This is a genomic window from Ruegeria sp. AB7, assembly GCF_056542625.1.
This window is the reverse complement of the sequence record NZ_JBQGAC010000002.1, coordinates 74,146-94,130: the sequence shown is the minus strand read 5'-3', so window position 1 is coordinate 94,130 and position 19,985 is coordinate 74,146. Positions and strand designations below refer to the sequence as shown.

Below are 19,985 nucleotides of genomic sequence, written 5' to 3'. Positions count from 1 at the left end.
ATGGTTCGATCTAGGCCTTATTGTGGCCATTTGATGCCTGCTAGGGCATCTCGTCAAAGTCGAACCGCAAGCAGAGCAGGTTCCCGCCGCTTTTGCGTTCATATTGTATGTCGCTGGCAAGTTGATGAATCAGGTGCCAGCCAAAGCCGCCCTCGGGCAGGTCCTGCAAAGCAGTGTCGACAGATGGTAGAGTGCCGCTCGGTATCTGCAATTCGGGCATCGGGTCGCCGGTATCGGTGATCTGAATCACCAGCTTCTTTGCACATAATGAGCAATCGATTTGAACGTCAGCGGCGGCCACCCCGGCATAGGCATGTTCGACCACGTTGTTGATCGCTTCGGTCAGCGCGATTCTTACGTCATCTGCTTTGCTTTCCGGCAATCCCTGCGCCGCCAGCCGTGCGCTCAATGCCGCGATCCCTGCGCTGGCCTGCGCTTGTGTCGCGGGAAAGCTCACCTCCAGGCAGTTTTGTTTGCAATTCGAGCACACGCTGTTCCACCTCTGCCGGTCATCAGTCTGCACCAGCGCCGATCGCCTCATCCAGCGATTTGAAAAGTCTGAACACGGTGTCCATGCGGGTCAGGCGGAACACTTTTTCAACGATCGGGCGCAACCCGGCCAGATCCAATCTGCGCCCTTTCTCCAATTGTTTCATCGAGGCGACAATGGCGCCCAGACCGCTGGAGTCGATGAATTCGACAGAAGACAAATCCAACACCACCCGTTTGGCAGTGGTTTGGGTTTCCGCGCGCATATCTTCCTTGAATTGAATCGCCATCGCGGCATCAATTCGATCACAATGAACGGATATTATCTGTGTCTCGCCGGTGATCTCGCTGCTGAGCCCCATGTTCGTCCGCCTTTGGCAATGCAAAATGATGGTAGAAATACGCTAGACGGTAATTCTTACCATTCGGTATCCATAGGCTGGAAAGTTCAAGGAGATTTCGGATGAACGAGGTTGTGATAGCAGGTGCCGCGCGTACACCAATGGGCGGCTTTCAGGGCATGTTTGACGGCGTCGCCGCTGCTGATCTGGGCGGTGCTGCTATCCGCGCAGCGCTGGAGGGTGCTGGCATTCGGACCGTGGATGAGGTGCTGATGGGCTGCGTCCTGCCTGCCGGCCAGGGACAGGCCCCGGCGCGTCAGGCTGGGTTTGCCGCCGGTCTGGGAGAAGATGTACCTGCCACAACGCTCAACAAAATGTGCGGTTCAGGCATGAAGGCCGCAATGATCGCGTTTGATCAGATCGCTTTGGGCCATACTCAGACCATGGTCGCTGGCGGGATGGAGAGCATGACCAACGCGCCCTATCTGCTGCCCAAGATGCGCGGTGGCGCCCGGATCGGACATGGGCAGGTCGTCGATCACATGTTTCTGGACGGGCTCGAAGACGCCTATGACAAAGGTCGGCTTATGGGCACGTTTGCCGAGGACTGTGCCGAATCCTATCAGTTCACGCGCGAGGCGCAGGACGAATACGCCCTGCGATCGCTTTCGAACGCGCTGTCCGCGCAGGAAAATAATGCGTTCGACCAGGAAATTACACAGGTCAAGATTCAGACTCGTAAAGGCGAGGTTGTGCTGGACGCGGATGAGCAACCAAAATCGGCGCGGCCCGAGAAGATACCCACATTGAAACCAGCCTTTCGCAAGGATGGAACGGTAACGGCGGCCAATTCTTCTTCGATCTCGGATGGCGCAGCCGCCCTTGTGCTTGCCTCGGCAGAGGCGGCAGAACAGCAGGGCCTGACCGTGCGCGCACGAATTCTCGGCCACGCCAGTCACGCGCAGGCACCGGGGCTGTTCACAACTGCTCCGGTTCCGGCAGCGCAGAAATTGTTGGATCGTATCGGTTGGAAAAAAGAAGATGTCGATCTGTGGGAGGTCAACGAAGCCTTCGCCGTTGTGCCCATGGCTTTCATGCACGAAATGGGCTTGTCGCGTGAGATCGTGAATGTGAATGGCGGCGCATGTGCGCTTGGCCATCCGATTGGCGCTTCTGGGGCCCGGATCATGGTCACGCTGCTGAATGCGTTAGAAAAGCGGAACCTCAAGCGCGGTGTCGCGGCAATCTGCATCGGCGGCGGAGAAGGGACGGCCATAGCAATAGAACGCGTTTGACGCTTTGTCTTTTTGCAAATACTCCGGGGAATTGGCGGCAGCGCCCGCAGTTCCTCGGATGCAAGGTCTACCAACATGAAAGCCGACTACGACACACTCGCCAAAACCATTGCCGCCTTGACCGAAGGTGAAACCGACGAGGTTGCATTGATGGCTACGGTGGCATGCGAAGTGCATCACTCGGACGACCGATTCGACTGGACGGGATTTTACCGCGTAACTGAGCCCGAAGTGCTAAAGATCGGGCCTTATCAGGGGGGGCATGGCTGCCTAGTAATCCCTTTTGAACGCGGTGTGTGTGGTGCGGCTGCTCGTACAGGGCAAGTGCAATTGGTTTCGGATGTAGATGCTTTCCCCGGCCATATCGCTTGTGCGTCATCCACTCGGTCCGAGTTGGTTCTACCGGTGCGGGATGCGAATGGTAACGTGATCGCTGTCTTTGATATCGACAGCGACCAGCCCGACGCGTTTACCAAAGATGATGCGACCGCACTTGGTGCTATTCTAACGGATGTATTTGCGCGTTAGAGGGTTCCGAGCTATCGCAAAAATGCGCCAAGATCTCGGGACATAATCAGATAGCAAAGCCCGGCCTGAAACGCTGTGATCGTGTATAGCCAAGCCGAGAAACCGCGCTTGCGGGTCTTGTGCCCGAAGATCCAGCGCCCCAGTAGCGCGGCCAAGCTGCCACCTAGTGCCGCCAACCATAACAAGCGCCGCACGGGGATGCGTCGCCTTCTACGGCGCGCGAGCAGCTTATCCCAGCCAAACGCCATCAAAGTCAGGGTATTAATGGCCCAAAGATAGATTACGGCAATCCACATGGACCGTGCATAGCCAACTAAATTTGCAGACCCAAGTGAAAAAATGCTTGGAAATTTCACCGATTCGAGGCACCGTGAAAAAGTAACAGAAAATTTCACGCAGACTCGGAGCGCAACTTGAATTCGCAGGCCCCTCATAGCGCATCCCTCGGTGCCGACCTTCGCGCACTGCGCAAGGCGCGCGGGCTGACTCTGACCGAGATCGCCAACCGATTGGATCGGTCCGTTGGCTGGCTCAGCCAGGTCGAGCGTGACATGTCCGAGCCGTCGATTTCGGATCTACGCCAGATTGCCGAATGTCTGGGTGTGCCGATGTCGATGCTGTTTGCCCATTCCGCTGCGCCGGTGGATGAGCAAGGGTATATTGTGCGGGCAGGGTCCCGTCGCCCGATGGGCTCTGGCGAAGAAGGGTTGATCGAAGAACTGCTTTCGCCTGACCTGACCGACGATTTCGAGATGGTGCATTCGACCTTTGAGCCGCATTCGCAGATGCAGACCCCGGCAAACCGGCCGACGCAGGAAGTCGGCTATATGGTTTCAGGCCGTCTGGAACTGACGATCGGCTCGCGCAGCTTTCAGGTCGGCCCCGGCGATAGCTTCCGGATCAAGCACGAGCCCTACACTTGGTCCAACCCCTTTGATGAGCCCGCTGTGGCCATCTGGGTCATCGCCCCTCCGGTGTACTGATGAGTTTTGAGGCCTGGACCATATTCGCTCTGTTCTGGGTGGTGTTCGTGACCACCCCGGGGCCGAATGCGGTCAACTGCATCTCAAATGGGATGAGCCTGCCGTTCTCCAAGGCTATGTTGGGTGTCTTGGCTATTTTGACTCAGGCGAGTGTGTTCCTGATCCTCTCGGCTGTGGGAATCACAGCGTTGATTGCCGCGTCGCCAACGGGTTTCTTTGTCGCCAAACTTATCGGGGCCGGGTTTCTGATCTGGATGGGCATTCGCGGTTGGATGAACGCAGCGAAACCCGCTCCGGCGTCAGAGCGTCCGGCGCGGCATGTTTACTTTCACGCGTTGGCTGTTGCCACGATCAACCCCAAGAGCGTCGCCGGATACCTTGCGGCGTTTTCGCAATTTGTGCAGCCGGATGTACCCATCTGGCAGCAAATGGCGGTGATCATGCCGACGGCACTGGTCATCACGACGCTCAGCTATACCGGGTTCACGTCGCTGGGGGCGCTGATGGGCAAGGCTGCGTTGGGGGCGGTGTTCAATATCTGGGTACGCCGCGTGATGGCGACCTGTTTCATCATTTATGGCGTTTTGCTGGGTGCCAGTTCGACGCCGACAGCGAGGGGATAAAGACATGCATACCGGTTCCTGCCTGTGCGGCGCGGTCGCTTTTGTTGTTGACGGAGACCTCGCGCCACCAAATGCCTGCCATTGCGGGCAGTGTCGCAAACAGTCGGGTCATCTGTGGGCCTCGACCGTTACGCATCAGGACAATCTCCGCTTTACCACCAGCGAAACGCTGGGCTGGTATCGCGCCTCTGACATTGCCAAGCGCGGATTTTGCCGCGCTTGTGGCTCGTTCCTCTTCTGGCAGCACAATGACGAGGACACGATCGCAATTTCCGTGGGCTCACTGGATGAGCCGACCGGGTTGAAACTCGCCCAGCACATCTTCGTTGCGGATAAGGGCGATTACTATGACATCAAAGACGACCTGCCCCAGCGGGCACACTAATAGGGAACCAAACACATGAGTGATTTTCCAACCAAGGCCCGTGTGGTCATCATCGGCGGCGGCGTTGTGGGCTGTTCATCGCTGTATCATCTGGCCAAGAAGGGCTGGACGGATTGTGTTCTGCTGGAAAAGAACGAACTGACCGCAGGCTCGACATGGCACGCGGCGGGTAACGTTCCGACGTTTTCGACCTCGTGGGCGATCATGAACATGCAGCGCTATTCGACCGAACTGTATTCGCGCCTCGCGGACGAGGTCGACTATCCGATGAACTATCACGTTTCTGGGTCGATCCGTCTGGCGCACAGCAAGGAGCGGATGCAGGAATTCGAACGGGCCATGTCCATGGGCCGATATCAAGGCATCCCGATGGAGATGTGGACTCCGGAAGAGGCCAAGGAACGCTATCCTTTCCTGGAGACCCATGATCTTGAAGGCGTTCTGTATGACCCGACCGATGGTGACATTGACCCGGCGCAGCTGACTCAGGCTCTGGCCAAGGGAGCGCGGGATATGGGGCAAAAGATCATCCGATTCTGCCCGGCAACCGGTGTGACACAGCAGGACGACGGCACATGGACCGTACATACCGAAAAGGGTGATATTGCCTGCGATTATGTGGTGAACGCCGCCGGTTACTATGCGCAGCGCGTAGGGGAATGGTTCAAACCCTTTGGCGGCCGAACCGTCCCGGCCATGGTCATGAGCCATCAGTATCTGCTGACTGACGAAGTTCCCGAAATTGAAGCGTGGTCGAAAGAAAATGGTGGCAAGAAGCTGCCGCTGCTGCGCGATGTCGATATCTCGTACTACCTGCGGCAAGAGAAGAATGGCTTCAACCTTGGCCCTTATGAGCCCAATTGCAAGGGCCACTGGATGACCGAGGATGATCCGATGCCCGAGGATTTCAGCTTCCAACTGTGGAATGATGATCTGGACCGGATCGAGGATATCGTCACCGATGCGATGGAACGGGTTCCGCTGATGGCAACCTCGGGCGTTGGTCGCGTCATCAATGGCCCGATCCCCTATGCGCCAGATGGTCTGCCGTTGATTGGCCCGATGCCGGGTGTGACAAATGCGTTCGAGGCTCATACCTTCACTTTCGGTATCGCCCAAGGTGGTGGTGCAGGCAAAGTTCTGGCCGAATGGATCGTCGATGGTCACACCGAATGGGATATGTGGGCCGTCGATCCGCGTCGTTACACCGACTACACCGATCAGGACTACTGCAATCAGAAAGGGATGGAAGTCTACGGCAACGAATACGCCATGCATTTCCCACATCACGAATGGCCTGCCGCACGCGACAAGAAGGTCTCGCCTGTGCACGCCAAGGTCAAGGAATTGGGCGGTGTCATGGGCGCGTACAACGGCTGGGAACGCGCAAACTGGTTTGCGCAAACCGGCGATGACACGTCACTGGAAGCCACCCATACCTGGGGACGTTCGGGCCCTTGGGAGCAACGGGTCAAAGAAGAATGCGAAGCCGTGCGCGATCACTGCGGGGTGCTGGATCTGCCGGGCTTCTCGCGGTTCTGGATACAAGGCGAGGGGGCGGATGACTGGCTGCGTGGCTTCTGTACCGGAGGTATCCCTAAAGCAGGGCGCATGAATCTGATCTATGTCTCGGATGAAAGAGGGCGCATTCTGACCGAGCTGTCCTGTATCCGTCTGGCTGAGAACAATTTCGTCCTAATCACTGCTGCCACGGCACAGTGGCACGATGGTGATTTGATCCGCAATTCGGTGCCCGAAGGTGTGACCGTTCGGGAAACCACAACCGAGCGCGACACACTGATCGTGACCGGACCGATGACGCGGAATGTTTTGTCTGGCATCACCGATGCAGATTTGCAGCAAGGGTGGCTGACCCACCAATTCGCCAAAGTGGCCGGGCAGGATGCCTTCCTGATCCGTGTATCTTTCGCGGGTGAGCTGGGTTGGGAAATCCATGCTGAAAATGATGCGATGCCCGCCATCTACGAAGCTGTGCTGGCCGCTGGAGCGAAACCCTTTGGCATGTATGCGTTGAATTCGCTGCGGATCGAGAAAGGCTATCGCGCGTGGAAAGGCGACCTAAGCACGGATTACTCTCTGCTGGAAGGTGGTTTGGGGCGCTTTGTCAAGCTCGATAAACCGCAGGATTTTGTTGGCAAAGCAGCCATTCAGAACGAAAAACAGCAAGGCGTTAAAAAGTCCTTTGTCACTCTGATCGTGGACGCAGGTGAGGTCGATGCGCCTTACATGTCCTGCATCTGGAGCGGTGATGAGATCGTGGGTGAAACCACATCGGGTGCGTGGGGGTATCGCATTGGTGCCTCGGTCGCGCTGGGCATGGTGCGCGCAGATCTGGCTGTCCCGGGAACTGAGCTAGAGGTTGAAATCTACGGACAGAAATGTCGTGCTGTTGTTCAGGAGGATCAGCCGCTCTGGGATCCTGCAAATGAACGGTTGAGGGCCTGACCCCTACGACAGAAAGGCGCTGATATGACCCGGCAGATGGAAGGCGTATATCTGACTGGCCATGGAGGTCCTGAGGTGTTGGAATGGCGGGAAGACGTCCCCGTTCCGACCCCCGGTCCAGGGCAGGTTCTGGTGCGCGTCGCCGCTGCCGGGGTCAACAACACCGACATCAACACGCGGATCGGCTGGTACTCGTCGGATGTTACAGAAGCGACGGATGCGGTAGATCAGCAGGTTGAGGCCGGCGGGTGGGGAGGTGCGCTGCACTTTCCCCGCATCCAAGGCGGTGATCTGTGTGGGATTGTTGAAGAGATTGGACCGGGGGCAGCGTTCAAGCCCGGCCAACGCGTGACCTGTCCTATCAACTTGCCACGCCCGGGGCCGGGTAGACCGCATGGTTTTATCGCGCTTGGTTCAGAAATCGACGGAGCGTTTGCCCAATACTGTCTGGTCGATAGCAATGATCTCTATGATGTGACCGCCTCGCCCCTATCAGACGTGGAAATCGCCGCTATTCCCTGCGCGTTTGGGACCGCAGAAAACCTGCTGACTCGCGCTGGTGTGTCGGCAGGCCACACAGTGCTGATTACAGGGGCTTCAGGCGGTGTGGGCCTCGCCGCGGTCCAGCTCGCGGCGCTACGAGGAGCGACGGTCTGGGGGGTGACAAGCGCTGCCAAGGCGGATGTGGTCAAAGCGCAGGGGGCGTCGGCAACCTTTGAACGGGATGCGCAGCTGCCGAAGGATATGTTCGATGTCGTCATCGATGTGGTGGGCGGCTCGGCTTGGCCCGATCTCATACTGGCGCTGAAACCCGGCGGGCACTATGCGGTGTCAGGTGCAATCGCTGGCCCCATCGTCAGCGCCGATTTGCGAGACATCTATCTGCGCGACATCACAATCCATGGCTGCACCCATCAGCCTCCCGAAGTCTTTGGCCGACTTGTTGTGCTGATGAATGCAGGTCGGATCAGGCCTTTGGTCTCAAAAACCTACCCGTTGCGTGACATTGTTCAGGCGCAAGAGGATTTTATGTCCAAGACCTTGCCCGGGAAACTGGTATTAATACCGTGAAAGGGGGGTAGATGGCTGACATTACGCTTTTAGATGGTTCGATCGGGCAGGAACTGGTGAAACGCAGCGGTGACCAGCCCACGCCTTTGTGGTCAACGCGGGTGATGATCGACAAACCTGACTTGCTGACCGAAGTTCACGCGGCCTATTTCCGCAGTGGCGCGACGATTGCCACCACGAATACCTATGCCATTCACCGCTCGCGGCTGGTGCGTGAGGGGATCGAAGACCAGATGCCACTTCTGATCGAGGCTGCTCTTTCGCGGGCCGAGCAGGCTTGCGCGGGAACTGACGGTCGTATCGCTGGTGCGCTTGGTCCGCTTTTGGCCAGCTACCGGCCCGATCTGAACCCCGACCCAGACGATGCGGCTGAAAAATTTGCCGAGCTGGCTCAACTGATGGCAGACCGGGTTGATCTATTCCTGATCGAAACCGTGTCCTCGGTTCTGGAAGCCGAAGGTGCGCTTCGCGGTACCGAGAATTGCGGCAAACCCGTCTGGCTGGCAATGTCGGTTATGGATGATGACGGCACGCGATTGCGGTCAGGCGAAGCGCTGGAGGACATCGCCCCGCTTGTTGCGCGTTACGCCCCCGAGGCCGTTTTGATCAACTGCGCGCGCCCGGAAGCGATTCCGGCTGCACTGGAGATCATCGCAAAGCTGGGTCGCCCGTTCGGCGCTTATGCCAATGGCTTTACTGGTATCAAAGACGGTTTTTTGAAGGATGCCCCGACGGTTGACTCTCTGGAAAGCCGTCATGACCTAGACCCTGACGCCTATGCGCAGCATGCCATGGGCTGGGTGGCGCAGGGCGCGACGATTGTTGGCGGTTGCTGCGAAGTTGGGCCAGATCATATCGAAACCCTTGCCGACAGTTTACGTGCGGCCGGGCACACAATTGTTTGAGTGTGCCTCATGTCGATCCGCAACAAATCTGAACGGCGAAAAGATCGAGATCAACAGCATTTCGATATTCTGGTTGCACCCGGTTTCGTGTTGCTTGAATTGGCCTCGTTGGTCGATGTGTTGCGCCTGGCTAACCGGGTTTGCGCGCATCCTCCGTTCACATTCACTTACCGGTCCCGAAAGGGGGGGCCTGTTGAAAGCAGCAGTTGCGCGACGGTGTCGACCGAAACCATACCTGCGCAGCCCGATGCGGATTATCTGTTTGTGATCGGAAACTCGGATCCGGATCAGCCAGAGCTTTCTTTAGGTCGCGTCGTGCCCGACTATACGTACCGGGGAGCCCAGGTCTTTTTGCTGGCCGAAGCGGCAAGCAGGTACATCGATGAAAACGGCGCTGATCATATGGCAACCCATTGGGAAAACGCCTCTTTCTTACGCGAACGTGGCGCGCGTTTTGAGGCCAAGCTTTCAATTGCGACCGAACAGGGTTCGGTGGTCACCTGCGCGGGAATGGAGGCAACGACGGATGTGGCACTGGCGGTGATTGGGCGGCACATTTCGGGTGCCGCCAAGATGACAGTTGCGGATATCATGCTGCACGAGAACATCCGCGATTTCTCATCCATGCAGCCGTTTTCGGGCGCTCGGAATACAGCCACAGGTGACGCAAAGCTGGATCAATGTATCAAGCTGATGCAGGCGAATATCGAAGAACCGTTACCGATAAATCAGATCGTTGACATGTTACACGTGTCGAACAGATCGCTTGAGCGCAAGTTCAAGGCAACTTTCGCAACCACTCCAAACGGATTCTACCGAGAAATGCGCTTGGCCAAAGCCAACAACCTGCTTTTGAACACAACGATGAGCGTGCGGGAAATCGGCTTGGTGTGCGGCTTTCCAAACGGATTCTCATCCGTTTACAAAAGCGTCTTTGGCGTCACTCCGTTTGTTCTGAGACGTCAAAAAAGACGTGCAGAATATAGGTGATTTTCGCGATTGAGATGACGTTTTTGACGCTTTTTTTGTCGATCCTTCATGGCATTTTGCAAAAAACCTGAGACAGCGGAGACATCAGGATGGTTGATCTTCCCACCAAGGCCCGTGTGGTCATCATCGGCGGCGGCGTCATCGGATGCTCGGTCGCGTATCACCTTACCAAGAAAGGGTGGACCGATGTTGTGTTGCTTGAGCGCAAGCAACTGACCAGCGGCACCACATGGCATGCTGCAGGTCTGATTGCGCAGCTGCGCGCGACCGCAAACATGACCAAGCTGGCCAAGTACAGTCAGGAACTCTATGGCGCACTTGAGGAAGAAACTGGCGTTGCCACAGGGTTCAAGCGTTGCGGATCGATCACGGTGGCCCTGACTGAAGAGCGCAAGGAAGAGATCTATCGTCAGGCCGCCATGGCCCGCGCCTTCGGGGTTGAGGTCGAAGAGATCGACAATGATCGTGTGCAGGAGCTGTATCCCCATCTGAACCTCGAAGGGGTCAAGGGGGCGGTTTATTTGCCTTTGGACGGGCAGGGTGATCCAGCGAATATCGCTCTGGCTTTGGCTAAAGGTGCGCGTCAGCGCGGTGGCGTCGTCAAAGAACGTGTGAAAGTCACCGACATCGTCAAGCAGGGTCGTAAAGTCACCGGCGTGGACTGGATTGCGGACGATGGCAGTTCCTCGGGCCATATCGAATGCGACATGGTGGTGAACTGTGCGGGCATGTGGGGCCACGAGGTTGGTAAGATGGCAGGTGTGAACGTGCCGCTTCACGCCTGCGAACATTTCTATATCGTGACCGAAGGGATCGACGGGCTGACCCAACTGCCGGTGCTGCGCGTACCGGATGAATGTGCCTACTACAAAGAGGATGCCGGAAAAATCCTGCTGGGCGCGTTTGAGCCAAATGCAAAACCCTGGGCGATGAACGGCATCCCCGACAGTTTCGAATTCGACCAGTTGCCAGAGGATTTCGATCACTTTGAACCAATACTCGAAGCGGCCTGCAATCGGATGCCGATGTTGGCCGAGGCGGGGATTCACACCTTCTTTAACGGCCCCGAGTCCTTTACGCCGGATGATGCATATCACTTGGGACTCGCCCCCGAGATGGATAACGTTTGGGTCGCTGCAGGGTTCAATTCGATTGGTATTCAGTCGGCGGGTGGTGCTGGTATGGCACTGGCCGAGTGGATGGACTCGGGCGAGAAACCGTTCGATCTGGGCGATGTTGACATCAGTCGCATGCAGCCGTTTCAGGGCAACAAGCAGTACCTCTTTGAGCGTTCGAAAGAGACGCTCGGCCTGCTTTATGCCGACCACTATCCCTATCGCCAAAAGACCACCGCGCGCGGTGTGCGCCGGACACCGTTTCACCATCACCTGATCGAACAGGGTGCCGTGATGGGCGAATTGGCTGGGTGGGAGCGCGCCAATTGGTTTGCCAACGAAGGGCAGGAACGAGAATATCAATACAGCTGGAAACGGCAGAACTGGTTCGAGAATTCGGCTGCCGAACACCGTGCCGTGCGCGAAAATGTAGGCATGTATGACATGTCGTCCTTCGGCAAAATCCGCGTCGAAGGGCCGGATGCCGAGAAATTCATGAACTATATCGGCGGCGGCGATTATTCAGTGCCCAATGGCAAGATCGTCTACACCCAATTTCTGAACCGTAGCGGTGGGATCGAGGCCGATGTCACGGTCACCCGGCTGACCGAAACCGCTTTTCTGGTCGTCACCCCCGCGGCGACCCGATTGGCGGATCAGACATGGATGATGCGTCATGCAGGCGGCTTCAGTGTTGTTATCACCGATGTCACCGCTGGCGAGGGCGTATTGGCCGTCATGGGGCCGAATGCACGAGCATTGCTTGAAAAGGTTTCGCCCGCTGATTTCTCGAACAGGACTAACCCCTTTGGCACGGCACAACAGATTGAGATCGGTATGGGTCTCGCTCGCGCCCACAGGGTGACCTATGTGGGTGAGCTTGGGTGGGAGATCTATGTGTCGTCCGACATGGCAGGTCATGTTTTTGAGGCGCTGCACGAAGCCGGACAAGATATGGGCCTGAAACTCTGCGGCATGCACATGATGGACAGTTGCCGGATCGAGAAGGGTTTTCGCCATTTCGGTCATGACATCACCTGCGAGGATCACGTGGTCGACGCGGGATTGGGATTTGCCGTCAAAGTGGACAAAGGCAGCAATTTCATCGGTCGCGAGGCGGTGATGGCCCGAAAGGAAAGCGGGCCCAAGAACCGGCTTGTCCAGTTTAGACTGACTGATCCCGAACCACTGTTGTTCCACAACGAACCAATCGTGCGCGATGGTGAATATGTAGGTTACCTTAGCTCGGGCAATTATGGTCACACGCTGGGTGGTGCCATTGGTCTGGGCTATGTGCCATGCGAGGGCGAAAAGCCTGCAGACGTGCTGGCCTCGACCTATGAGATCGATGTCTGTGGTGTGAAAGTCCAGGCAGAGGCGTCGTTGAAACCGATGTATGATGCGAAATCCGAGCGGGTCAAAGTCTAGAAAACATCGACAGTGGTAGGCTCTGCCCCACCGTCCGTACCGGGCGACGCTCGCGAGAGTATTTGTGGCCAGATGAATAAGGGATCACCTGCTCATCTGGCCAACAATATCCATGAGCGTGAGACAGCGCTTCGCATATAGGTTGGCTGCAGAACGCGCGACCTATCAGAAACTTTGATGCCCTGCTTCACAGTTTTGATAGTTCCCAAGCCCATCTGATTTGCCGTAGAGAAACACGGTATCAGTCGGAGACTCGCTGTGGCAGACACCCGCGTACCACCAAACAATACCGATACGCCCAAAGGGCTGGCGTTGGCTGTGATGGCCTATGTGCTTTGGGGCTTCCTGCCACTTTACATGAAAGCAATGGAGCATATCGGCCCGATCGAGGTAGTTGCGCATCGGGTGATCTGGTCGGTGCCGGTGGCCGGGCTGCTGCTGATAGCGCTAGGGCGGACCGGCGATCTGAAAACTGCACTTCGCAATCCCAAAATGTTGGGTATGGCGGCAATTACAGCGGCGCTGATCTCGGTGAACTGGGCGATTTATGTCTGGGCGATTTCATCGGGGCATGCGCTGGACGCGGCTTTGGGCTATTACATCAACCCTTTGTTCAGCATTGCGTTGGGTGCGATATTGCTGCGTGAACCTCTGAACCGAACACAGTTGGTTGCGGTCGGGTTGGCCGCTTTGGGGGTGTTGGTACTGGTGTTTCAGGCGGGAAGCTTACCCTGGGCGGCTTTGGGCTTAATGTTCAGCTGGGGGTTTTATGCGTTCTTCAAGCGCTCACTCCCGATCGGGCCCAACCAAGGGTTTTTGTTGGAAGTCCTGATTCTACTGGTACCCGCCCTGGCCTACGTCACCTGGCTTGGAACAAGTGGTGCCGGGCATTTTGGAGCAGCCGTGTCAGACACTGCGCTGCTTGCAGGCGCGGGGCTGGTGACTGCAATTCCGTTGCTGCTTTATGCCAATGGGGCCAAACTGGTGCGTCTGTCGACGATGGGCATCCTGCAGTACATCGCGCCCACGATGATTTTTATCACCGCGATCACGTTGTTCGGAGAGCGTATTGATCAGGCAAGATTGATCGCGTTCCCCCTGATCTGGGCCGGGTTGATTGTGTATTCGATCCCGATGATCCGGCAAATACGGTCTCAGGCCTAGCGAATGAGCTGGGCAAGCTGTTCCGCCCAGATTGCATATGCCTTGGGGCTTGGATGATATCCGTCCGGCGCGGCGAGCGCCGGGTCATCGGGCAGGTTCAGCGCCAGATGTGAAACTTGCGGATATGCTGCAGCCACCGTCTGCAAGCCGTGATCCAGCCTTGCAGCCTGTTGCCCCAAAAACCAGGCGATCGGCTGAGGCAGAGCGGGAAAACGCGCCATCGGAGGAACCGCAGACACGATCACCTGCCTGGCTTTCATCGGCCCGGTCAGAAGATCCAATAGTCGGGCTTGTCGGTCCTCAAAGCTTTGTCTGCTTACCGCTCGGGTCACGTCGTTCACACCCAGCGCCGTTACGGCCACATCAAATTGTTCGGAAAGCCCTTGCAGCCGCTCAATTGTGTTTTGAGTGGTATGCCCGGTGGCCGCCTCAAGCCGCCATTCCACGGTATAACGCTTTGCCAATTGGCCGACCAGTTGCCCGGATAGCGCCTGGCCTAGGGTGCCCGCCCCAACGCCAGCGGCCGAGCTGTCCCCGGTGATCAACAAGCGCAGTCTGGGCCCGCGCCCTGCACACCCTTGGCGGGGACCAGTCGGTTCTGGCAGAAATTGCGCATTGCGTCTTACCGCGAACCCCTGAATTGCCAGAATAGGCAAAAGCGGAATTCTGAGAATCTGATCGGCGGCAACAGGCAAAGGAACCGTTAGCTCAGCGCATCTTTGAACTTTAGAAAGCGCGCATCTTTCATGACTCGTGCCATCATGGCTTCGCGCAAGGCTCCGACGGTCTTGTAAGGACGCATGACGACCTCAAATTCCTGAATAAGTCCGTTTGCGTTCAGCGTGATCAAGTCTACACCCACGGCGTCCAAGGCACCGACTTTGCATTGAAACTCCAATGCCCAATCGTCGCCGTCGCCCATGATCCGACGATACTGAAATTCGGAAAACACCTGACCCACATGACCCAGAACCGCTGCAACAGGTTCACGCCCGGTCCAGGTGCTGTAGTAAGTGGGTGGTGAAAACCGAACATCTTCGGCCAGCAACTCTTGGATCAGGCCTTCATCGCCCTTGGCCACCACTTCTTGCATTCGTTTGATCGTCGGGTGCATACCGTCTTCCCTCTTGTTGAACAAAGAGTTGCTGAACCTTTTCACTCACGCAAGGACGACGTTGCGGGAGGGGGCCGCCTGAGATAGGCAAGCGCGCATGAGCGAAACCTATGATCCCCCAAACTCCCCTCTGGATGTGCTGTTTGAAGACACGCAATTGATCGTGGTGAACAAGCCGGCGGGTTTGTTATCGGTGCCGGGGCGGGGTGCGCATCTTGCTGATTGTCTGCTGACCCGCGTGCAAGTTGCGTTTCCACAAGCGTTGCTGGTGCATCGGTTGGATCGGGATACATCCGGTGTAATGGTGTTTGCACAGACGCCGCATGCCCAGCGGCATCTGGGGCTACAGTTCGAAAATCGCCAGACCCGCAAAACTTATGTCGCGCGCGTATGGGGGCGGGTAGAACCAAAAACGGGAACGGTTGACCTGCCGCTGATCGTCGATTGGCCCAATCGCCCCCGTCAGATGGTCTGTCACGACACCGGCAAGCCTGCTGTTACGGATTGGCGCGTGGTTAAATTCGAGGGCGAGACAACGCGTGTTCGCCTGTCTCCCAAGACCGGACGATCGCACCAGTTGCGGGTTCATATGCAGGCGCTGGGGCATCCTATCTTGGGTGATCCGTTTTATGCCGATGGCGCGGCGCGCGACTTCCCGCGGTTGATGCTTCATTCGGAAGAACTGCGCCTCAAAAATCCCGAAGGCGGGGTGTCGATGAAATTTCGCGCGCCAGCCGAGTTCTGATTCTAAGCGTTACTGGTCCAAAGCATCTTCAGGTTTCCCAGCGAAAACCGCCTGGTGCGTTTGACCGGGCGTATAACTTGGCGTTCCCGTGCGGCAGCAATTTCACGTTCGATTTCGAATCCGCGCAAAACGTGATCTTGGGACCAGCGATCCAGTTTCAAGGTCATCATGACGTGATTGTCGAGGTAGGGCATGGTCACTCTCCTGAATTGCAATTGCCCAATCTTCGCCCAACACTCCTGACACCACCTTGTCAGGGGGGTGTGCTAAGTTGTCAGCAGATCTTTAGGAGACCCGGATGCGCCGATCGACACGTCTGTTCGAAATCATTCAGATCTTGCGTGCTGCTGAAGCGCCCGTGACGGCCGATGCGTTGGCCTCCAAGCTCGAGGTTTCGGTGCGCACCGTCTACCGCGATATTGCCGCGTTGCAGGCACAGCGTACGCCAATCGAAGGCGAAGCGGGTGTTGGCTATCTGATGCGGCGCGGGTATGATCTGCCTCCGCTCAATTTCGACGCCGAAGAGGTTGAGGCCCTGTGGGTGGGCCTGTCGATGCTGGCCCGCACGGGTGACAGCACCTTGCAACAGGCCGCTGACCGAGTTTGTCGGAAGATCGAGGCCCTGCGCGCGCCAGCCGACTGGCTACAGGTTGCGCCCTGGGGTGCACCGATGGATGATCCGGAAAAGGGATGTGTGCCCGTCGTGAACTATCGCGAAGCGATCCGGGCTGAACGTAAAATTCGCATCACCTACGTGAATTCGGAAGATGAGCGTACCGAGCGCACGGTACGGCCCGTCGCCCTGATCTACCACATAGAATGCACTATGCTGGCCGCGTGGTGCGAGCTGCGAAACGGGTTTCGCCATTTCCGCACAGATCGGATCTGGGCATGCGAACTGACCGAGGATCATTTCTGCGGGCAAGGGGAACTACTGCGTGCAATCTGGCAAGAGCAGAACACCTGGGATAACTCCGCAGGGGTGGCCTGAATGGCGGGTATTCGCCTATTTCACTCAATTGTTGCTTGAGGCCCATTGTTCTCACTGTGTTATACTAAGCGTAACGAAACAAACCCGGTGAACGGGTACGTGAGCAGAAGGTGATTCAATGACGATTTCCAAATGTGTACTGACGGTTGGACTGTGTTCAGCCCTGTTTTTGGGGGCGTGTACCGACCCGGGCACTCTCAGCGTGCAGAACGATCCCAACCAGAATGCCAAGCAAGGCGCGTTGCTGGGTGGTCTGATCGGCGCTGGTGTGGGCGCAATTGCCAATGACTCTGACCCACTGTTGGGGGCGTTGGCCGGTGGGGCCATCGGTGCTGCAGGCGGTGGCGTGATCGGCAACCAACTTGACCGGCAGGCGGCAGAGCTGCGGCAGCAGTTGGCAAATGACGGCATCAAGATCGTCAACGCGGGTGATCGCCTGATCGTCACGGTTCCGAATGACATCACCTTTGACACCGACAGTTCCACCGTGCGCCCGGCCTTGCGTGCCGATTTGGTGAAGGTGGGGCAGAATTTGGTTAACTACCCGAATTCGAATGTCCAGATTATCGGTCATACTGACAGTGACGGAGAGGCGTCCTACAACCTCGGACTGTCTGAACGCCGCGCCAATGCGGTGGCTGATATTCTGCAGGCCAATGGTGTCAGCTACGCCCGTATCACCACTGTCGGGCAAGGCGAAAACAACCCGATCGCATCGAACCTGACACCCGAGGGGAAAGCCCAGAACCGGCGGGTCGAGATTGTGGTGGTTCCCAGCGACAACACCTGATCACGCGTCTCGCGCACAATGACTGCGCGTCATCGGACCTTTGGTTCGATGGTGTCTCGGGATAACTAAGGGGAAACACCAAAGCGGAGTTTCCCCATGTCCCAACCGATCCTTCTTGGCCTTTCCGGCTCGCTACGGCAGGATGCGACCAACCGTAAATTGCTGCGCGAAGCTGCACGCCTGTTCGAACCCGGCACGTTCATTGAAGCTGATCTCAATCTGCCGCTTTATGACGGCGATCTCGAAGTTGGCGAAGGCATACCTGAAGCCGTGCAGGTTTTGGCCGATCAGATTGCCCAAGCCCACGCGGTGATCATATCAACCCCGGAATACAACAAAGGGCCTTCGGGTGTTCTAAAAAACGCGCTGGACTGGGTCAGCCGGACGAAAGGCAAACCATGGATGGATAAACCGCTCGCCGTCATGTCTGCGGCTGCGGGCCGGGCCGGGGGGGAGCGGGCGCAAATGATCTTGCGGTCCTTCATGGTCCCCTTTCAGCCACGCATTCTGCAAGGTCCCGAGCTTCACTTGGCGGACAGCTCGAATGAATTTGATGCAGGCGGGCGGCTGTCTAACGACCGCTACGAGCATACGCTGCATAACCTGATGCAGAAGCTGCGGGCAGAGGCCGGGTTTTAATCCCCTTTGCTTGCCGGTCTGCACCGCAACTTCTAGGTTATGCGGATGAAGGATCAAGACCAGATAGAGACTCAGGCCGATGTCGTAGATCCTGCCCGAGCGGCTGCACTGCAGGTAGCAATGGGGCGGGAACCGACGATTGAGGCAGGCTCAGTACTACCTCCCTTCTTTCATCAGCTCTATTTCTGGTCGCCGCATGTGCCGAGCGATCTGGGGCGTGATGGACATCCTCGGGTAGGCCAAGGTCTGATCCCCGATATGGGACTACCAAGGCGCATGTGGGCAGGTGGGCGACTGCAGTTTCATCAGCCCTTTGTGGCAGGGGTCGCAGCCGAGCGTCGGACGGTCAGAGAAAGCGCCGTGGCAAAGACAGGACGTAGCGGACCGTTGGCATTTGTCACACTGCGTCACGAGATTTGGCAAAAGGGCGCGCTGAGCGTGACCGAATGGCAGGATCTGGTTTATCGTGAAGATCCCTCATCAGACGCACCGGCTCCAAAAGTTCCGATGGCTCGAACGGATGAGTTGGATCACCGCATTGTTGAATTTGATACAACCCTGTTGTTCCGCTATTCGGCGCTGACGTTCAACGGTCACCGGATCCATTACGATCTTGACTATGCACGCGACGTGGAAGGCTATGCCGGGCTGGTTGTCCATGGGCCTCTGCTGGCCCAATTCCTCATGTTGTTCGCAACGGATCTGTTGGGACCCTTGGCAGAGTTCAAATTTCGCGCGTCGTCGCCGCTGATGCATTTCGAAACGGCGACCCTGTGTCGGAACGGTCAGGAGTTTTGGGTGCGTGGACCCGGAGGCCGACAATGCATGTCAGCCAAGGCAATACCGCAATCAGAGTGAAGCTTCGGGCAGAAAATCCTGCGGGATTCTATCGCGCCTTTCCAGCATCAAGTCGGCCATGACCTCGGCCACCTTCGGTGCCATACCAAAACCGATCTTGAATCCCCCATTGGCGATAAACTGCCCTTTGTGCAGGGGATGCGCGCCCAGCATCGGCGCGCGGCTTTTGCTGCGGGGGCGGACACCGGCCCAGCGTTCGATCACTTCCGCCCCGTGCAGGACCGGCACGGCACGCATGGCACGGTCCAGTACATCGTCCAGAGCGGCATCTGTGCTGGTCGGATCGTCGTATTCGCGTTCTGATGTCGAGCCAATGGCCAACGTACCATCGGCATGAGGCACGATGTGAACGGCATCGGCAAACAACTGTGGTACGTCACCCGCATCAAATCGCAGCAACGCCGCCTGTCCTTTCACGCCGTTACCGATTGTCTTGCCAAACGCCTTACTGAGCTCTTGCAGACCCGCAAGTCCAGTGGCGTGTACGACTTGTCCCTTGTCGGGCGCTTCGGCGGTAACTTCTACTCCCATTACGGCAAGCGCGGCCACCAGCGCCACGCAGGCACGCCTTGGGTGCATGCGCGCGCTTAGTGTATCGTGGACGACATATCCCGTCGGGCTGGGTGGGCACCAGGCACCAATCTGATCTACCAACCGGACGCGCCAATCAGCCTGACCCTGCCAGAGTGTTGCAGCGGTTTGTTCACGCGCTTGGGCCAGCTCCAAACCGCGTGCGTCTGGTATGGGTTGCAGACGCCCAAGACGTGCGTAGCCGGGCGACACACCACCGGTGGCCTCGACCTGTTTCCAGAACGGTTCAGCCATGATTAAACTTTCAAACTGGAACGCCTTTTTGGTGTTCCAGTTTTCGGGCACATGTGGGGCCAGCGCGCCAACAAGCCCTCCACTGGACCCCGCGCCCGGGCCAAATGGATCGACGATCTGAACCTTCGCGCCGCGCCGTGCGCAGGTCCAGGCGATGGAGAGGCCAAATATTCCTGCGCCCCGCACCGTCACATCGACCATTGCCAATCCCCTTTTCGTTGTTCAGTGTCGCGCCGCTTA

General features: G+C 57.4%; 23 protein-coding genes. 16 read left to right on the top strand and 7 right to left on the bottom strand.

Annotated features, from left to right (window positions below; all coding sequences use genetic code 11):
- Nucleotides 1–40: 40 nt before the first annotated feature.
- Nucleotides 41–457 carry an ATP-binding protein gene (locus tag ACR0EN_RS06405; RefSeq protein WP_480585779.1) on the bottom strand — a complete coding sequence of 139 codons (417 nt, stop codon included), beginning with the start codon at nucleotides 455–457 and terminating at the stop codon, nucleotides 41–43.
- 55 nt (nucleotides 458–512) lie between these two features.
- A complete protein-coding gene (locus ACR0EN_RS06400; protein ID WP_170818421.1) occupies nucleotides 513–851 on the bottom strand; it encodes an STAS domain-containing protein in 339 nt (112 codons plus the stop codon).
- Nucleotides 852–952: 101 nt separating this feature from the next.
- Between ACR0EN_RS06400 and ACR0EN_RS06395 the strand changes: the two genes are divergently transcribed.
- The gene (locus tag ACR0EN_RS06395) at nucleotides 953–2,125 is read left to right on the top strand and encodes an acetyl-CoA C-acyltransferase (RefSeq protein ID WP_170508881.1); all 1,173 of its coding nucleotides are present in this window, start codon (nucleotides 953–955) and stop codon (nucleotides 2,123–2,125) included.
- Between the two features lie 75 nt (nucleotides 2,126–2,200).
- Nucleotides 2,201–2,653, top strand: coding sequence for a GAF domain-containing protein (locus ACR0EN_RS06390; protein WP_170406656.1), 453 nt, complete (start codon nucleotides 2,201–2,203; stop codon nucleotides 2,651–2,653).
- Between the two features lie 11 nt (nucleotides 2,654–2,664).
- Here ACR0EN_RS06390 and ACR0EN_RS06385 read toward each other — a convergent pair whose 3' ends face one another.
- Entirely contained in the window at nucleotides 2,665–2,949 is a 285-nt protein-coding gene (locus ACR0EN_RS06385; protein WP_480585775.1) for a DUF1294 domain-containing protein, read from the bottom strand.
- Between the two features lie 117 nt (nucleotides 2,950–3,066).
- Here ACR0EN_RS06385 and ACR0EN_RS06380 point away from each other — a divergent pair, with 117 nt between their 5' ends.
- From ACR0EN_RS06380 to rarD, 9 genes are all read left to right on the top strand, one after another.
- Nucleotides 3,067–3,636 (top strand): XRE family transcriptional regulator, encoded by a 570-nt coding sequence (locus tag ACR0EN_RS06380; RefSeq protein WP_170425828.1) that lies wholly within the window; start codon nucleotides 3,067–3,069, stop codon nucleotides 3,634–3,636.
- A complete protein-coding gene (locus ACR0EN_RS06375) occupies nucleotides 3,636–4,259 on the top strand; it encodes a LysE family transporter (RefSeq protein ID WP_170611291.1) in 624 nt (207 codons plus the stop codon). The genes ACR0EN_RS06380 and ACR0EN_RS06375 overlap by 1 nt, the downstream gene beginning before the upstream one ends.
- 4 nt (nucleotides 4,260–4,263) lie before the next feature.
- On the top strand, nucleotides 4,264–4,644 hold the full coding sequence (locus ACR0EN_RS06370) for a GFA family protein (RefSeq protein ID WP_170818423.1): 381 nt from the start codon (nucleotides 4,264–4,266) through the stop codon (nucleotides 4,642–4,644).
- A gap of 15 nt (nucleotides 4,645–4,659) precedes the next feature.
- Entirely contained in the window at nucleotides 4,660–7,110 is a 2,451-nt protein-coding gene (locus ACR0EN_RS06365; RefSeq protein ID WP_170398785.1) for a GcvT family protein, read from the top strand.
- Between the two features lie 24 nt (nucleotides 7,111–7,134).
- Complete coding sequence (locus ACR0EN_RS06360; protein WP_170514794.1) at nucleotides 7,135–8,181, top strand: alcohol dehydrogenase family protein; 1,047 nt, start codon at nucleotides 7,135–7,137, stop codon at nucleotides 8,179–8,181.
- Between the two features lie 11 nt (nucleotides 8,182–8,192).
- Entirely contained in the window at nucleotides 8,193–9,086 is an 894-nt protein-coding gene (locus ACR0EN_RS06355; protein WP_170514791.1) for a homocysteine S-methyltransferase family protein, read from the top strand.
- 9 nt (nucleotides 9,087–9,095) lie between these two features.
- Nucleotides 9,096–10,076 (top strand): GlxA family transcriptional regulator, encoded by a 981-nt coding sequence (locus tag ACR0EN_RS06350; RefSeq protein WP_480585772.1) that lies wholly within the window; start codon nucleotides 9,096–9,098, stop codon nucleotides 10,074–10,076.
- Nucleotides 10,077–10,165: 89 nt separating this feature from the next.
- Nucleotides 10,166–12,619: a GcvT family protein gene (locus ACR0EN_RS06345; RefSeq protein WP_170818425.1), complete on the top strand. Its 2,454-nt coding sequence runs from the start codon at nucleotides 10,166–10,168 to the stop codon at nucleotides 12,617–12,619.
- A gap of 258 nt (nucleotides 12,620–12,877) precedes the next feature.
- Entirely contained in the window at nucleotides 12,878–13,783 is a 906-nt protein-coding gene (gene rarD / locus ACR0EN_RS06340; RefSeq protein ID WP_170398771.1) for an EamA family transporter RarD, read from the top strand.
- Here rarD and ACR0EN_RS06335 read toward each other — a convergent pair.
- Together ACR0EN_RS06335 and ACR0EN_RS06330 are read right to left on the bottom strand one after the other, a co-directional pair.
- Nucleotides 13,780–14,331, bottom strand: a complete 552-nt coding sequence (locus ACR0EN_RS06335; RefSeq protein ID WP_480585769.1) for an SGNH/GDSL hydrolase family protein — start codon at nucleotides 14,329–14,331, stop codon at nucleotides 13,780–13,782. The genes rarD and ACR0EN_RS06335 overlap by 4 nt on opposite strands.
- 155 nt (nucleotides 14,332–14,486) lie before the next feature.
- Nucleotides 14,487–14,897, bottom strand: coding sequence for a nuclear transport factor 2 family protein (locus ACR0EN_RS06330; protein ID WP_170818427.1), 411 nt, complete (start codon nucleotides 14,895–14,897; stop codon nucleotides 14,487–14,489).
- 97 nt (nucleotides 14,898–14,994) lie between these two features.
- On the opposite strand from ACR0EN_RS06330, the gene ACR0EN_RS06325 reads away from it, so the two are divergent.
- Nucleotides 14,995–15,642, top strand: a complete 648-nt coding sequence (locus ACR0EN_RS06325; protein ID WP_170406617.1) for an RluA family pseudouridine synthase — start codon at nucleotides 14,995–14,997, stop codon at nucleotides 15,640–15,642.
- Nucleotides 15,643–15,644: 2 nt separating this feature from the next.
- On the opposite strand, the gene ACR0EN_RS06320 is transcribed toward ACR0EN_RS06325, so the two are convergent.
- The gene (locus tag ACR0EN_RS06320) at nucleotides 15,645–15,836 is read right to left on the bottom strand and encodes a hypothetical protein (protein ID WP_170398761.1); all 192 of its coding nucleotides are present in this window, start codon (nucleotides 15,834–15,836) and stop codon (nucleotides 15,645–15,647) included.
- 104 nt (nucleotides 15,837–15,940) lie between these two features.
- On the opposite strand from ACR0EN_RS06320, the gene ACR0EN_RS06315 reads away from it, so the two are divergent.
- From ACR0EN_RS06315 to ACR0EN_RS06300, 4 genes are all read left to right on the top strand, one after another.
- Nucleotides 15,941–16,633, top strand: a complete 693-nt coding sequence (locus ACR0EN_RS06315) for a helix-turn-helix transcriptional regulator (protein WP_170818428.1) — start codon at nucleotides 15,941–15,943, stop codon at nucleotides 16,631–16,633.
- 118 nt (nucleotides 16,634–16,751) lie between these two features.
- Nucleotides 16,752–17,423 carry a YiaD family glycine zipper/OmpA-like lipoprotein gene (locus ACR0EN_RS06310; protein ID WP_480585766.1) on the top strand — a complete coding sequence of 224 codons (672 nt, stop codon included), beginning with the start codon at nucleotides 16,752–16,754 and terminating at the stop codon, nucleotides 17,421–17,423.
- Nucleotides 17,424–17,519: 96 nt separating this feature from the next.
- On the top strand, nucleotides 17,520–18,062 hold the full coding sequence (locus tag ACR0EN_RS06305; RefSeq protein WP_170818430.1) for an NAD(P)H-dependent oxidoreductase: 543 nt from the start codon (nucleotides 17,520–17,522) through the stop codon (nucleotides 18,060–18,062).
- Between the two features lie 45 nt (nucleotides 18,063–18,107).
- The gene (locus ACR0EN_RS06300; RefSeq protein WP_480585763.1) at nucleotides 18,108–18,920 is read left to right on the top strand and encodes an HTD2 family dehydratase; all 813 of its coding nucleotides are present in this window, start codon (nucleotides 18,108–18,110) and stop codon (nucleotides 18,918–18,920) included.
- Here the strand turns inward: ACR0EN_RS06300 and ACR0EN_RS06295 are convergent.
- Complete coding sequence (locus ACR0EN_RS06295; protein WP_480585760.1) at nucleotides 18,912–19,946, bottom strand: NAD(P)/FAD-dependent oxidoreductase; 1,035 nt, start codon at nucleotides 19,944–19,946, stop codon at nucleotides 18,912–18,914. The two genes, ACR0EN_RS06300 and ACR0EN_RS06295, sit on opposite strands and share 9 nt — an antisense overlap.
- Between the last annotated feature and the right edge of the window lie 39 nt (nucleotides 19,947–19,985).

Excerpts from the sequence above, each read along its gene's own strand:
- ACR0EN_RS06400 (WP_170818421.1), bottom strand. The coding sequence starts at position 851 with ATGGGGCTCAGCAGCGAGATCACCGGCGAGACACAGATAATATCCGTT.
- ACR0EN_RS06395 (WP_170508881.1), top strand. The coding sequence starts at position 953 with ATGAACGAGGTTGTGATAGCAGGTGCCGCGCGTACACCAATGGGCGGC.
- ACR0EN_RS06390 (WP_170406656.1), top strand. The coding sequence starts at position 2,201 with ATGAAAGCCGACTACGACACACTCGCCAAAACCATTGCCGCCTTGACC.
- ACR0EN_RS06385 (WP_480585775.1), bottom strand. The coding sequence starts at position 2,949 with ATGTGGATTGCCGTAATCTATCTTTGGGCCATTAATACCCTGACTTTG.
- ACR0EN_RS06375 (WP_170611291.1), top strand. The coding sequence starts at position 3,636 with ATGAGTTTTGAGGCCTGGACCATATTCGCTCTGTTCTGGGTGGTGTTC.
- ACR0EN_RS06370 (WP_170818423.1), top strand. The coding sequence starts at position 4,264 with ATGCATACCGGTTCCTGCCTGTGCGGCGCGGTCGCTTTTGTTGTTGAC.
- ACR0EN_RS06365 (WP_170398785.1), top strand. The coding sequence starts at position 4,660 with ATGAGTGATTTTCCAACCAAGGCCCGTGTGGTCATCATCGGCGGCGGC.
- ACR0EN_RS06360 (WP_170514794.1), top strand. The coding sequence starts at position 7,135 with ATGACCCGGCAGATGGAAGGCGTATATCTGACTGGCCATGGAGGTCCT.
- ACR0EN_RS06355 (WP_170514791.1), top strand. The coding sequence starts at position 8,193 with ATGGCTGACATTACGCTTTTAGATGGTTCGATCGGGCAGGAACTGGTG.
- ACR0EN_RS06350 (WP_480585772.1), top strand. The coding sequence starts at position 9,096 with ATGTCGATCCGCAACAAATCTGAACGGCGAAAAGATCGAGATCAACAG.
- ACR0EN_RS06345 (WP_170818425.1), top strand. The coding sequence starts at position 10,166 with ATGGTTGATCTTCCCACCAAGGCCCGTGTGGTCATCATCGGCGGCGGC.
- ACR0EN_RS06330 (WP_170818427.1), bottom strand. The coding sequence starts at position 14,897 with ATGCACCCGACGATCAAACGAATGCAAGAAGTGGTGGCCAAGGGCGAT.
- ACR0EN_RS06325 (WP_170406617.1), top strand. The coding sequence starts at position 14,995 with ATGAGCGAAACCTATGATCCCCCAAACTCCCCTCTGGATGTGCTGTTT.
- ACR0EN_RS06320 (WP_170398761.1), bottom strand. The coding sequence starts at position 15,836 with ATGCCCTACCTCGACAATCACGTCATGATGACCTTGAAACTGGATCGC.
- ACR0EN_RS06315 (WP_170818428.1), top strand. The coding sequence starts at position 15,941 with ATGCGCCGATCGACACGTCTGTTCGAAATCATTCAGATCTTGCGTGCT.
- ACR0EN_RS06310 (WP_480585766.1), top strand. The coding sequence starts at position 16,752 with ATGACGATTTCCAAATGTGTACTGACGGTTGGACTGTGTTCAGCCCTG.
- ACR0EN_RS06305 (WP_170818430.1), top strand. The coding sequence starts at position 17,520 with ATGTCCCAACCGATCCTTCTTGGCCTTTCCGGCTCGCTACGGCAGGAT.
- ACR0EN_RS06300 (WP_480585763.1), top strand. The coding sequence starts at position 18,108 with ATGAAGGATCAAGACCAGATAGAGACTCAGGCCGATGTCGTAGATCCT.
- ACR0EN_RS06295 (WP_480585760.1), bottom strand. The coding sequence starts at position 19,946 with ATGGTCGATGTGACGGTGCGGGGCGCAGGAATATTTGGCCTCTCCATC.